General features: G+C 68.6%; 13 protein-coding genes and 1 pseudogene. 6 read left to right on the top strand and 8 right to left on the bottom strand.

The window, feature by feature from the left end:
• Together ACFE71_RS12595 and ACFE71_RS12590 are read right to left on the bottom strand one after the other, a co-directional pair.
• A partial coding sequence (locus ACFE71_RS12595) for a PaaI family thioesterase (protein ID WP_375429138.1) occupies nt 1-149 on the bottom strand: 149 nt, incomplete at its 3' end.
• Nucleotides 150-151: 2 nt separating this feature from the next.
• Entirely contained in the window at nt 152-568 is a 417-nt protein-coding gene (locus ACFE71_RS12590) for a PaaI family thioesterase (protein ID WP_375429137.1), read from the bottom strand.
• 158 nt (nt 569-726) lie between these two features.
• Between ACFE71_RS12590 and ACFE71_RS12585 the strand changes: the two genes are divergently transcribed.
• Nucleotides 727-1,509 carry a crotonase/enoyl-CoA hydratase family protein gene (locus ACFE71_RS12585; protein ID WP_375429136.1) on the top strand — a complete coding sequence of 261 codons (783 nt, stop codon included), beginning with the start codon at nt 727-729 and terminating at the stop codon, nt 1,507-1,509.
• 3 nt (nt 1,510-1,512) lie between these two features.
• Here the strand turns inward: ACFE71_RS12585 and ACFE71_RS12580 are convergent, their stop codons facing one another.
• The 6 genes and pseudogenes from ACFE71_RS12580 to ACFE71_RS12555 form a co-directional block, all read right to left on the bottom strand.
• Nucleotides 1,513-1,950 carry an acyl-CoA thioesterase gene (locus tag ACFE71_RS12580; protein ID WP_375429135.1) on the bottom strand — a complete coding sequence of 146 codons (438 nt, stop codon included), beginning with the start codon at nt 1,948-1,950 and terminating at the stop codon, nt 1,513-1,515.
• A gap of 323 nt (nt 1,951-2,273) precedes the next feature.
• Nucleotides 2,274-2,920 (bottom strand): annotated as a pseudogene (locus tag ACFE71_RS12575) (hypothetical protein).
• Between the two features lie 195 nt (nt 2,921-3,115).
• On the bottom strand, nt 3,116-3,382 hold the full coding sequence (locus ACFE71_RS12570) for a hypothetical protein (RefSeq protein ID WP_375429134.1): 267 nt from the start codon (nt 3,380-3,382) through the stop codon (nt 3,116-3,118).
• Nucleotides 3,383-3,444: 62 nt separating this feature from the next.
• The gene (locus tag ACFE71_RS12565) at nt 3,445-4,809 is read right to left on the bottom strand and encodes a DEAD/DEAH box helicase (RefSeq protein ID WP_375429133.1); all 1,365 of its coding nucleotides are present in this window, start codon (nt 4,807-4,809) and stop codon (nt 3,445-3,447) included.
• A gap of 182 nt (nt 4,810-4,991) precedes the next feature.
• Nucleotides 4,992-5,852 (bottom strand): ATP-grasp fold amidoligase family protein, encoded by an 861-nt coding sequence (locus ACFE71_RS12560; RefSeq protein ID WP_375429132.1) that lies wholly within the window; start codon nt 5,850-5,852, stop codon nt 4,992-4,994.
• Entirely contained in the window at nt 5,849-7,105 is a 1,257-nt protein-coding gene (locus ACFE71_RS12555; protein ID WP_375429131.1) for a NupC/NupG family nucleoside CNT transporter, read from the bottom strand. Before ACFE71_RS12555 ends, ACFE71_RS12560 begins: the two co-directional genes overlap by 4 nt.
• 328 nt (nt 7,106-7,433) lie before the next feature.
• Between ACFE71_RS12555 and ACFE71_RS12550 the strand changes: the two genes are divergently transcribed.
• The 5 genes from ACFE71_RS12550 to ACFE71_RS12530 all read left to right on the top strand — a co-directional run.
• Complete coding sequence (locus ACFE71_RS12550) at nt 7,434-8,084, top strand: queuosine precursor transporter (RefSeq protein WP_375429130.1); 651 nt, start codon at nt 7,434-7,436, stop codon at nt 8,082-8,084.
• Complete coding sequence (locus tag ACFE71_RS12545; protein ID WP_375429129.1) at nt 8,084-8,878, top strand: thymidylate synthase; 795 nt, start codon at nt 8,084-8,086, stop codon at nt 8,876-8,878. The genes ACFE71_RS12550 and ACFE71_RS12545 overlap by 1 nt, the downstream gene beginning before the upstream one ends.
• Nucleotides 8,879-9,032: 154 nt before the next feature.
• Nucleotides 9,033-9,500: a dihydrofolate reductase gene (locus ACFE71_RS12540; RefSeq protein ID WP_375429128.1), complete on the top strand. Its 468-nt coding sequence runs from the start codon at nt 9,033-9,035 to the stop codon at nt 9,498-9,500.
• A gap of 33 nt (nt 9,501-9,533) precedes the next feature.
• Nucleotides 9,534-10,460, top strand: a complete 927-nt coding sequence (locus ACFE71_RS12535) for a bifunctional riboflavin kinase/FAD synthetase (RefSeq protein ID WP_375429127.1) — start codon at nt 9,534-9,536, stop codon at nt 10,458-10,460.
• A gap of 36 nt (nt 10,461-10,496) precedes the next feature.
• On the top strand, nt 10,497-12,207 hold a 1,711-nt coding region (locus ACFE71_RS12530), incomplete at its 3' end, for a class I tRNA ligase family protein (RefSeq protein ID WP_375429126.1).

The following is a 12,207-nucleotide window of genomic DNA, read 5'->3' as shown; positions in this document are numbered from 1 at the left end:
GCCATCTCGAGCAGGCCCGAGATCGCGCCGCCGTGGAGGAAGCCCGGGCGGCCGATCACGTCGTCGGCGAAGGGCATCATGAGGACGGGCGCGCCCTCTCCGCGCTCCACCTCAATGCCGAGCAGGTCGGCGTAGGGCGGCAGCGTCATGCTCACGCGTCGAGGTTCATGTAAGTGCCCGCGACGTTCGCGATCGGATCGTCCGGGTCACCGTCATGCGCCTGGCCGCGCACGAAGGCGATGGCGCGGGTCAGGCGGTAACATTCGCCGCGGCCGATCACGGTCCGGCCGGGGGTGGCGGGGCGAAGATAGTCGACGCGCAGGTCGAGCGTGGCGTGGGGGACGAAGCGGTCGCGCCTAGCCCAGACGGCGAGGCTGGTCACCATGTCCATGAGGGTTATGATCGGGCCCGAGGCGATGACGCCGCGTTCCGGATCGCCGACCAGGTCGGGGGCGTAGGGGAGCGCGAGCTCGACCCAGTCGGGGCCGCGGTCGTGATAGCTGATGCGGAGCCGGCCGCCGTGACCGCCGAAGCGGTGGGTGGCGAAAGCCTGGACGTCGAAAGGCATGGGCAACCGTTTAACGGGTGGACGGGGCGGAGCAAATGCTTCTCCCTCTCCCCTCTGGGGAGAGGGTCGGGGAGAGGGGCTGTGCAACAGACTGCCGTTTCCGGTATAGCCCCTCTCCCCAACCCTCTCCCCGCAGGGCGGGGAGAGGGAGCTCTGAGATGAACGACCGCGTGACGATCGCCGTGAGCGACGGCGTCGCCGATGTCCGGCTGAACCGGGCGGACAAGATGAACGCGCTCGACCCGGCGATGTTCGACGGGATCGTGGACGCGATCGATCGGCTGGCGGCGATGCCGCACGTTCGCGTCGCCGTGCTGTCGGGCGAGGGGCGGGCTTTCTGCGCGGGGCTGGACATGGCGAGCATGGCGGGGGGCGGGTCGATGCTCGATCTGGCGAGCCGCGACTGGGGACCGGCGAACAAGGCGCAGCAGGTGAGCTGGGGTTGGCGGACGTTGCCGATGCCGGTGATCGCGGCGGTGCACGGCGTCGCGTTCGGCGGGGGTTTCCAGATCATGTCGGGGGCGGATATCCGCATCGCCGCGCCGGCCACGCGTTTCGCGATCCGGGAGTCGTACTGGGGGCTGGTGCCCGACATGGCGGGCGTGGCGCTGTGGCGGACGCTGGCGCGCGACGACGTGCTGCGCGAGCTGACCTACACGGCGCGCGAGTTCGAGGCGGCGGAGGCCGAGCGGCTGGGGTTCGTGACGCGGATGGCGGACGACCCGCTGGCGGCGGCGATGGCGCTGGCGCGGGAGATCGCGGCGCGGAACCCGCACGCGACGCGCGGGGCCAAACGGCTATATAACCTGGCGGCCGACGGCGACGCGGCGGCGGTGCTCGATGCGGAGACGGTCGAGCAGTTGAAGGTCATTCGGATGCCCAACCAGATCGAACAAGTGCGCGCGAACATGGAGACGCGGGCGGCGGTGTTCGCGGACTGACGATCAGCCCTCGCGCACGCGGAACTCCGCCAATCGCGCCTTGAAGTGGTCCGGCAGGCCGTTTCCGTCCGCGTCCTTGTCCATGACGATCACCACGTCGCAGGTCGCGATCGGGCGATCGCCCTGGAACATGCAGGACAAGATGCTCCAGCTGCGCCCGCCGATCTCGCCGACGCCCGTCGCGATCTCGACATCCTCGGGGTAGGTTCCTTCCACTAGATAGCTGATCTCCATCCGCGCGACGACCGCGCGGCGGCCGCTGAAGCGCTTGCCCCAGAGCTCGGCCTCGCGGTTGAACTTGGTGCGCGCGGTCTCGAACAGCGCCGCGAAGGCGACGTTGTTGAGATGGCCGAGCACGTCCAAGTCCTGGAAGCGCGTCTGGACCGATTGGGTATGCGGGTAGGCGGCAGGGTCGAGACGCCAGGGAGCGGGTCGGGGCATTCATATCTCCTCCCCTCCCGCTTGCGGGAGGGGTCGGGGGAGGGCAGGTCGGAGAGAGCCGTGTTCGGGACAGGCCCTCCCCCAGCCCCTCCCGCAAGCGGGAGGGGAGCGCGACAGTCATTTAGGGATCATCCTCAGCGCCAAGTGCGCGTACCCCGCAGGATGCCGAGGCGTTTGGGGAAGGGCACCGTCGCGGCGGTCGTCACCGGCGGCGACGGTGCTGTCGATGTTCATGATACTGCTTCTCCAATCCTTTTTCGTCACCCCGGGCTTGACCCGGGGTCCCGCTGTTCTCCGGCGCCGAGAAGAACCGTCACCCCGTATCAAGTCCGAGGTGACGGAGTGCGGTTAGGTGGCCAGAGCCGTTCGACGATGGTGACGTTGGCGATACCGCCGCCTTCGCACATCGTCTGGAGGCCGTAGCGGCCGCCGCGCTTGCGGAGCGCGTGGACGAGCGTCGCCATCAGCTTGGTGCCCGACGCGCCGAGCGGGTGGCCGAGCGCGATCGCGCCGCCGTTGACGTTGAGCCTGGCCGGGTCCGCGCCGAGATGCTTGAGCCAGGCGAGGGGGACGGGGGCGAACGCCTCGTCGACCTCGTACAGGTCGATGTCGTCGATGCTCATCCCGGCGTGGCGCAGCGCCTTGTCGGTGGCAAAGAGCGGTTCCTCGAGCATGATCACGGGATCGCCTGTTGCGAGGAGCCGCATTGGCGGTCAATGGTGACGGTCGGGACGCTCTCGGGAAGCTTGGAGGAGAGGACGGCGTTGCGACCGACCTGGAACGACTGCTCGCCGCCCTGGCTGAGGCAGCCCATGACGACGTCCTCGACCGCCGCCAGGTCGAGCGCCGACCGGTCGACGATTGCATCGAGCACCGCGCCCGCCATGTCGGACGGGTGCCACCCCGCGAGCCGACCGCCGCGCCGGCCGCCGGCGGTGCGGACCGCCTCGACGATGTATGCTTCGGCCACAGGTCCGCTCCGTAACGGTTTTTATTCAGGGCGGTTTTGCGCAGTTTCACGCGAACGGCAAGGGGCAGGTAGCCGCTGTTGCCGGAGGCGGTCGCGGTGCGGCATCACGGGTAGCGGACCGGCGGGAACCCCCCACGGATCGGCTCAAGAAGACGGAGCGGGACCCCGGATCAAATCCGGGGTGACGGGGAAGGGTTAGTAGGTCGAGGTTTGCGGCTTGCTGTCCTCGATCGCGGTCCGGACCATGCGCTCCCAGATCGCGACGTCGCCGACCGCCGCCATACCCTGATCGGGCTCGCGAAGCGTCTTGAGGACGGCGACCGCGTCGGGGAGGTATTCGCGCCAGACCTGCTCGACCTGCTGTCCGGCGGACTCCTCGGTCCCTTCCGCGTTGATGCTGATGCGCTGGCCGGCGAGGACGCGGGCGATGCGTTCGGCGACGGGTCGATTGCTGACGTCCATGGGGGTCCCTCTTCCTAGATCGAAAGAGGAACCCCCAAGCAGGCGCTTTTATCCCACCTCAATCAACCTTGGGCGCCGGTGCGCGGACCGGAGGGACGTCCACCGCCGCCGCTACGGCCGTTGCCACCACCACTACGCGAGGGGCGGCCGTACTGGCGCGACTGGGCGCTCGGCACGGGCGAGTGGGTCGCGCGCGGGCGGGCGGGGGGACGCTGGCCGCGCTGGCGCTCCTCGCGCGGGGCGGGGTCGGCGCCGATCGCCTTGACGCGCTCGGTCTTGATGCGGTTCGCCTGGGCGAGGAAGTCGGCGGGGAGCGGGGTCACCGCGACCTTCTGGCGCGTCAGCTTCTCGATATCGCGCAGATAGGGCCGCTCGTCCTCGGCGCAAAAGGCGATGGCGATGCCCGACTTGCCGGCGCGGGCGGTGCGGCCGATGCGGTGGACATACTGTTCGGCGACGTTGGGAAGCTCGAAATTCACGACGTGGCTGACGCCCGACACGTCGATGCCGCGCGCGGCGATGTCGGTGGCGACGAGGATCTTGACGCGGCCGTCCTTGAACTCCGCCAGCGCGCGCTCGCGCTGGGGCTGCGACTTGTTGCCGTGGATGGCGTTCGACGCGACGCCGTTGCCCGCGAGCAGCTTCACGACGCGGTCGGCGCCATGCTTGGTGCGGGTGAAGATCAGCGCGCGCTCGACCGCGGGGTCGGCGAGGGTGAGGGTGAGGAGCGCCTGCTTCTCCGCCTGGTTCACGAAGGTGACCGACTGGTCGACGCGCTCGGCGGTGGTGGCGGCGGGCTTGATCGACACGGTCGCGGGGTCGTTCAGGAACTGGCCCGACAGCTCGCGGATCGCGGCGGGCATCGTCGCCGAGAAGAACAGCGTCTGGCGAACCTTGGGCACCATCCGCGCAATCTTGCGGAGCGCGTGGATGAAGCCGAGATCGAGCATCTGGTCGGCCTCGTCGAGGACCAGGATCTCGACCATCGTCAGATTGACGAAGCGCTGTTCGACCAGGTCGAGGAGACGGCCGGGGGTGGCGACGAGGATGTCGACGCCGCGGCTCATGTCCTGGCGGTTCTTGTTGATCGACGTGCCGCCGAAGACGGTCGCGACCGCCATCTTGGAAAACTGGCCGTAGCCGCGCGCGCTCTCGGCGATCTGCGAGGCGAGTTCGCGGGTCGGGGCGAGGACGAGCATGCGGCAATGGTACGGCAGCACGCGCTTGGGCTCGGCGACGAGGCGCTGGATCGACGGCAGCGTGAACGCCGCCGTCTTGCCGGTGCCGGTCTGCGCGATGCCGAGCAGGTCGCCGCCCTGGAGCACGGTCGGGATCGCCTGCTCCTGGATGGGGGTGGGGGTGGTGTAGTTGCGCGCGGCGAGCGCGCGGACGAGGGGCTCGGCGAGGCCGAGTTGCTGGAAGTTCATCGAAGTTCACTCTAAGGACGGCCGGCGCACGTCCTTGAACGCACGAACCGGCGGGGGTTGGTGACGCCCCGCGTGATATGGGAAGCCTGAAGCAACGACCGAGGCGGAGCCTGCCCTGGACCTAAGTCCGGGGCGATCACGCTGCATTACGTCTCGATGTGGCAGCGAATGCGCCGAAACCGTCAGAAAGTCAAGGTCCGCGCCCGGAGCCAGCGCGCCCCCATCACCGCGTCGAGCGCGGGCGGGTCGAACCGGTCGAGCCCCGAGCCGGGATAGAAGGTCATCTCGCCGAATCGTGGTCCGGCGGGCAGGTCGTACAGATCGACGCGGACGAAATCGAAGCCGACCGACAGCGTCTCGGCGGCGGCGATCATGCGGGGCAGCGCGGCGGGGCGTGGCGGGTCCGGGTCGGGCGTCGCGGCGGAGACGCGGGTCCAGTCGCGGTCCATGACGATCCAGCGGTGATCGCCCCCGCGGTCGAGATGGACCTGGATATATTCGACGCGGCCACCGAACGGGAAGAACTTGTAGTCGACGGGGAGATCGGGGCCGGGTCCCGCGAACGCCTCGACCAGCAGCCCGAGCGGGATGCGGCGATAGAGCCATTCGTCGAGCCAGATGCCGTAGGGACGGCGCATCCAGAGGAAGGCTTCGTCGCGGACCGCGGCCCAGTCGTCGCTCGCGCGGACGACCCGGACCTGGTTGCAGCCGTGACGCGACTTGACGACGAAAGGGCGTGGCCAAGGCGCTTCCTCCGGGAGCGCGGTGCCGGACCACAGCTTCGGCGTCACCCAGGCGGGTTCGAGCAGGTCGGCGACTAGAGTCTTGGCGCGCACCTTGTCGGCGAAGCTGGGCATGCGGAGGTCGCGATCGTGGAGCTTGCGGTGCTGGATCAACTCGGTGAACAGCACCGGGTCGGCCAGGTCGGGCAGACGACCGTGCCGCCAGATGTAGCAGAGCCGGACGCGCAGCCGTTCGAGCGCTCGGGCGGGGTCGATCGGACCGCTCAGCGGCCGCGCCGCGCCGAGCGGCCGGGTGCTCACGCGATGAGGAGTCCGGCGAGCGCGGCGGACATGAGGTTGGCGAGCGATCCCGCCGCAAGCGCGCGAAGGCCGAGCCTGGCGATCATCGGCCGCTGGTTCGGGGCGAGCCCGCCGGTCACCGCCATCTGGATCGCGATGGAGGAGAAGTTCGCGAAACCGCACAGCGCGAAGGTGATCACGGCGACGGTGCGGGCGGAGAGTTGGCCGGCTTGCTGCCCGAGCGAGATGTAGGCGACGAATTCGTTCAGGACGATCTTCTGCCCGAACAGCCCGCCCGCGATCCCGGCCTCGTCCCAGGGGACGTTCAGGAGGAACATGAGCGGCGCGAAGACATAGCCGAGCAGCCCCTGGAAGCTGAGCGTCGGATAGCCGAACAGCCCGCCGACAGCGCCGAGCAGGCCATTGGCGAGCGCGACCAACGCGACGAAGGCGAGGACCATCGCGCCGACCGCGACCGCGAGTTTGACGCCGGTCTGGGCGCCTTGGGCGGCGGCCATGATGATGTTGGCGGGCTTCTCCTCGTCGTGGGCGGCGTCGGCGAGCGGAGCCGTGTCGTCCCGTAACGTCGGACCGGCCGCGCCGACCGGCCGGGCGATGCCGTCAGGCATGATGATCTTGGCCATCAATATCCCTCCCGGCGCGGCCATGAAGCTGGCCGCCAATAGATACTCGATCCGTATGCCCATGGACGCATAGGCGGCGAGGATCGTTCCGGCGACGCCCGCCATGCCGCTGGTCATGACGGTGAAGAGCTGGGGCGGGGTCAGCCCCGCCAGATAGGGGCGGATGACAAGCGGGGATTCGGACTGGCCGACGAAGATGTTCGCGGCGGCGCAGAGCGACTCGACCTTCGACACGCCGATCACCCATTCGATCGCGCCGCCGATCCAGCGGACGACGAACTGCATGACGCCGAGATAATAGAGGATCGACACCAGCGACGCGAAGAAGATGATCACGGGGAGCGCGGCGATGGCGAAGCTGTTGCCGCCGATCGCGGGCGAGGCGAGTGGGCCGAACAAGAAGTCGGTCCCGGCCTTGGCGTAGCCGAGGAGCGCCGACACGCCCGCCGACGCGCCGCCGAGCGCGCGGACGCCCCAGGGGGTGTAGAGCACGATCACCGCGATCGCGGCCTGGAGCGCGAACGCCGCGCCGACGACGCGCAGGCGGATCGCGCGGCGGTCGGTCGAGAGGAGGACGGCGAGGCCGAGGATGACGGCGATGCCTAGCAGGCCGATCGCGAACCGGTTCATGCGGCGGGTCCGGCCGACGCTTCACAAATCTCAAGCCCGTTCAGCAATTTCATCACCTCGATTTGAAACTTAGGCGCCCAACCAGTGCGGCCTGGACGGTGGACGTTATGGCGACGCGTGGGCTTGTATGACAGTGTTTCCGAGCGTCAGCCTCGTGGCGCAGGGCGTTCGGCTTTCCACCGTCACCCGGAACTTGTTTCAGGGTCCAGCGTGGTGCGAACGCCCAAGCGTGATCGCGCGAACGACGCTGGATGCTGAAACGAGTTCGGCATGACGAAGGGGGTGCAAGCCGCTTCCACCCCCGCCTGTGCTCGGCTAGCAACCCGCGATGCAAGCCGACTCCCACCCGATCTCCCCTTCGCTGTTCGCGTTCGCCATCTTTTATGGCGGGATGGTGTGCATCGCGGGGGTGCTGGGGGTGAAGCAGGTCGCGCTCGGACCGCTCGCGGTCGAGGCGGGAATCTTCGCGTTCCTGCTGCTGGTGATCATGTCGAGCGCGGTCGCGGAGCTGCACGGGCAGCGCGCCGCGACCCTGCTGGTGCGGCTGGGCTTCGTGCCGTTGATCGTGTCGGCGCTGCTGATCCGGATCGTGCTGGCGCTGCCGCACGATCCGGGCATGTATGCGCCCGCGATCGAGGCGTTTCCGGTCGTGGTGGGGCAAGGCGCGCGGATGATGATCGCCGGGCTGATTTCCTACGGCGCGTCCCAGACGTTGAACGTGTTCCTGTTCGATCGCCTGCGCGCGGGGACGGGGCGGATGCTCTGGTTGCGCGGCATGATCGCGAGCGTCGTAAGCCAGGTATTCGACACGCTGCTGTTCATCACCATCTCGTTCTGGGGCGAGCGCCCGATCCTGGATCTGATGGGCGGGCAGATGCTGGCCAAGGTGGTGCTTTCGATCGTGCTGGTGCCGCCGCTGATCACCGCCTTCGTGGCGCTCGGACGGCGGCTCGACGCGCGGCCGGCGGCGGCGGCCTGATGCGGCAGTATCTCGATCTGATGCGGCATGTGCTCGATCACGGCGTCGAGACGGCGGACCGCACCGGCGTGGGGACTTTGTCGGTGTTCGGGCACCAGATGCGGTTCGACCTCGCCCGGGGCTTTCCGGTGCTGACGACCAAGAAGCTGCATCTGCGGTCGATCATCGTCGAGCTGTTGTGGTTCCTGCGCGGGGATACGAACGTGCGGTGGCTGCAGGAGCGGCGCGTCGCGATCTGGGACGAATGGGCCGATGAGAACGGCGACCTGGGGCCGGTTTATGGGAAGCAATGGCGCGATTGGGAGACGGCGGACGGGCGGCACCTCGACCAGATCGGCGAGCTGGTCGCGCTGATCCGGCGCGATCCGGCGTCGCGGCGGCAGATCGTGACGGCGTGGAACCCGGGCGAGCTGGGGGCGATGGCGCTTTCCCCATGCCATTGCCTGTTCCAGTGCCATGTCGCGAACGGACGGTTGTCGATGCAGCTGTATCAGCGGTCGGCGGACGTGTTCCTGGGCGTGCCGTTCAACATCGCGAGCTACGCGCTGTTGACGCACATGCTGGCGCAGCAATGCGGGCTGGAAGTCGGCGAGTTCGTGTGGACGGGGGGCGATTGCCACCTGTATCTGAACCATCTGGATCAGGCGCGGCTGCAGCTGGGGCGCGAGCCGGGGGCGCTGCCGCGGTTGGAGATCGTGCGGAAGCCCGACGCGATCGACGGGTACGAACTCGAGGATTTCGTGCTGCACGGGTACGAGGCGCAGGCGCACATCAAGGCGGCGGTGGCAGTCTAGCTTCCCTCCCGCCTTGCGGGAGAGGCTGAAGCACGGTGGCGGTCTAGCTCCCCTCCCGCCTTGCGGGAGGGGCTGGGGGAGGGCAGGGCGCGATCCAATGACCATTTACAGGCCCTCCCCCGATCCCTCCCGCAAGACGGGAGGGGAGAGACTCATGATCACCTTCGTCGTGGCGCGGGCAGATAATGGCGTGATCGGGCGGGATGGCGGGCTGCCTTGGCGGCTACCGGCGGACCTGAAGCGGTTCAAAGCACTCACGATGGGCAAGCCGATGATCATGGGCCGTAAGACGTTCGAGGGTTTTGCGGCACCGTTGCCGGGGCGGCGGCACATCGTGCTGACGCGCGATCGGGGCTGGTCGGCCGCTGGCGCGGAGGCGGCGAGTTCGGTCGAGGAGGCGCTGGCGCTGGCCGGGGACGACGTGTCGGTGATCGGCGGGGCGGAGGTGTTCGCGTTGTTCCTGGCGCGTGCGGACCGGGTGGAGCTGACCGAGGTTCATGCCGCGCCCGAGGGGGATACCGTTATGCCGGCGTTCGCCGGGTGGCGGGAGGTGGCGCGGGAGGATTATCCGGCTGAGGAGGAGCGACCGGGACATAGCTTCGTGACGCTCGTGCGGGGGTAGGCGTATCGTGCGCCCGATCGTATAGCCGGGGCCATGCAGCGCCTGGACGGGGCGGCGGCTGTCCCTGCGCATCTGGCGGGCGGGATCGTCGCGCTCGGCAATTTCGACGGCTTCCATCTCGGGCACCAGGCGGTGGTCGGGCGGGCGGTCGCGCGCGCCCGGAGCGAGGGGCGGCCGGCGCTGGTCGCGACGTTCGATCCGCATCCCCGGCGATATTTCCAGCCGGACGCGCCGCCGTTCCGGTTGACGACGCTGGGTCAGCGCGAGCGGTTGTTCGCGGCGGCCGGGGCGGACGCGATGGTGGTGTTCGCGTTCGACGAGGCTTTGGCCTCGCTCGATGCGGCGGCGTTCGTCGGGGAGCGGCTGGTCGGCGCTCTCGCCGTCGGCGGGGTGGTGACGGGGGAGGACTTCACCTTCGGGGCCAAGCGGTCGGGCAATGTGGGCGTGCTCCGCGCGCTGGGCGAGGCGGCGGGGTTCTCCGTGGAGACGGTCGGGCCGGTGTTGCTCGACGGCGCTCCCGTGTCGTCGAGCCGGGTCCGCGAGGCGCTGAAAGGCGGCGAGCCGGGGGTGGCGGCGGCGCTGCTGACGCGGCCCTTCGCGATCGAGGGCGTCGTCGCGCACGGCGACAAGGTGGGGCGGACAATCGGCTATCCGACGGCGAACATCGACATGGGGAAGTATCTGCGGCCGGCTTACGGCGTGTATGCGGTGCGGGGGCGGATAGCGGATGGGCGGATGCTGGACGGGGCGGCGAACCTGGGCGTCCGCCCGATGTTCGATCCGCCCAAGGAGCTGTTGGAGGCGTATTTCTTCGATTTCGACGAGGATCTGTACGGGCAGGCGGTCGAGGTGGAGCTGCACGCGTTCCTGCGCGGCGAGGGCAAGTTCGACGGGCTGGACGCGATGGTCGCGCAGATGGACGCGGATTGCGCGTTGGCGCGGGTGCTGCTGGCGCGCTAGCCTATGCGCGCCGCGTCGGGTAACGCCCGCCCGATCATGGCCGACCCACAAGATTACCGCGACACCGTCTTCCTGCCGAAGACCGATTTTCCGATGAAGGCCGGCCTCGCCGCCAAGGAACCCGCGATCCTGGAGCGTTGGGCGCTGATCGGCTTGTACCAGCGACTGCGTGAGGAACGCGCGGGGCGGGAGCGGTTCATCCTGCATGACGGCCCTCCTTACGCGAACGGCGACATACATATGGGTCACGCCATGAACAAGGTGCTGAAAGACATCGTCGTCCGCTCGCAGACCCTGCTCGGCAAGGACGCGCCCTATGTGCCCGGCTGGGACTGTCACGGCCTGCCGATAGAGTGGAAGGTCGAGGAGGCGTACCGCGCCAGGAAGCTCGACAAGGACCAGGTGCCGGTCGACCAGTTCCGCGCCGAGTGCCGCGCCTATGCCGAGAAGTGGGTCGCGGTGCAGCGCGCGCAGTTCGAGCGGCTAGGCGTGATGGGCGACTGGGCCGACCCGTACCTGACGATGAACCATGCGGCGGAGGCGGCGATCGTCGCCGAGTTGTTGAAGTTCGCCGAGACGGGGCAGCTCTATCGCGGGGCGAAGCCGGTGATGTGGTCGCCGGTGGAGAAGACCGCGCTGGCGGAGGCGGAGGTCGAGTATGAGGACGTCGTGTCGACGCAGATCGACGTGGCGTTCGAGATCGTCGCGGCGCCGAACGCGCCGGAGCTGGTCGGCGCGCATGCGGTGATCTGGACGACGACGCCGTGGACGATCCCGGTGAACCAGGCGCTCGCGTACGGGCCGGAGGTTGAGTATCAATATTTTGGATACGACTTCACTCTGTATGACGCCGAGCCTGAAGAGCTTGATATTTTCAATCAGTTCATTGCGCCGATCTACTTCCTGAAAACGGTCGTCGCGGCACCCCTTGATGCGGTGTTCAACGCGCGATTGAGAAATGCTCTGGAGCGATCCCTCCCGCAATCATTAGCTGGACGGAAGATCGACGTTACCTCCGTGCCTTTGGCAACCTTCAACGGCACCGATCTGGCCGGTGCCGTTGCCCGCCACCCGATGCATCACCTCGGCGGCTTTTTCGCCAAGCCGCGACCGATGCTGCCGGGGGACTTCGTCACCACCGATCAGGGCACCGGGCTGGTCCACATGGCGCCGGATCATGGCGAGGACGATTTCCTGCTGTGCAAGCAGCACGGGATCGAGCCGGTGTTCGCGGTCGACGGGGCGGGGATGTACCGGGCGGACTGGGCTTGGCTGGGCGGGCAGGGGTCGGTCATCAACAAGAAGTTCGTGAGCGCGGACGGGCCGATCTGTTCGGACCTGCGCGCGGCGGGGGCGTTGCTGGCGGCGTCGGACGATTACGCGCATTCGTACCCGCATTCTTGGCGGTCGAAGGCGAAGGTGGTGTTCCGGGCGACGCCGCAATGGTTCATCCCGATGGATGGGGGGGCGGTGCTCCCCTCCCGCTCGCGGGAGGGGCTGGGGGAGGGCCGTGCCCTAACTGGTGGGGGTCCGTCCGCTGCGACAGGCCCTCCCCCGACCCCTCCCGCGGGCGGGAGGGGAGGTAATACTGCGACCCTCCGGGAACTCGCGTTGGATGCGGTCGAGCGGACGACCTGGATCCCCGCGCGCTCCCAGAACCGCATCACCGCCATGGTCGCGCAGCGGCCCGACTGGGTGATCTCGCGGCAGCGGGCGTGGGGGGTGCCGATCGCGCTGTATGTCCACC

Source organism: uncultured Sphingomonas sp. (assembly GCF_964237155.1).
GTDB lineage: Bacteria > Pseudomonadota > Alphaproteobacteria > Sphingomonadales > Sphingomonadaceae > Sphingomonas.
Note: the sequence above shows the minus strand (reverse complement) of the source record. Positions and strands in the feature narration are given on the sequence as shown.